Below are 562 nucleotides of genomic sequence, written 5' to 3'. Positions count from 1 at the left end.
GCTGGTTCCGGCAGCACGCCGACATCACCGCGCTGGCACGTGATCACGGCATCTCCCGCGCCACCGGCTACCGCTACCTCGACGAGGTCATCACCGTGCTCGCCGAGCGCGCACCGGACCTGCACGAAGCGCTGGAACGAGCCAAGAACGAGGGCCTGGCCCACGTCATTCTCGACGGCAAGATCTTCTCCGCCGATCGCCTCAACGAGAAGACCACCAGCGTGAAAGGCGAGCAGATCGATCTGTGGTACTCCGGCAAAGCGCACGAGCCCGGCGGGAACATCCAGGCCCTGCTGGCGCCGGACGGTTTCCCGTTGTGGGTCAGTGACGTCGAACCCGGCTCGGTGCACGACCTGACCGCCGCTCGCGAGCACGTCCTCGGGGCTCTGTACTGGGCCTACTCCCAACTGGGCCTGCCCACGCTGTCCGACAACGGCTACGACGGGGCAGGCATCGGCGTGTTCACGCCGGTCAAACAACCTACGGACGGCCAGGTGCTCGACATCGACACTCGCACCTACAACGCCCTGCTGCGAGGCCTGCGCTGCCTCGGTGAACGCGG

The 562-nt window shown here is 66.9% G+C and carries 1 protein-coding gene; it reads left to right on the top strand.

What is annotated here, in order from left to right; genetic code table 11:
* Positions 1-562: transposase family protein (locus ABFX45_RS46275; RefSeq protein WP_346137442.1), on the top strand; the 562-nt coding region annotated here is incomplete at both ends.

It is taken from the genome of Lentzea roselyniae (genome assembly GCF_039537795.1).
Lineage (GTDB): Bacteria > Actinomycetota > Actinomycetes > Mycobacteriales > Pseudonocardiaceae > Lentzea > Lentzea atacamensis.
Note: the sequence above shows the minus strand (reverse complement) of the source record. Positions and strands in the feature narration are given on the sequence as shown.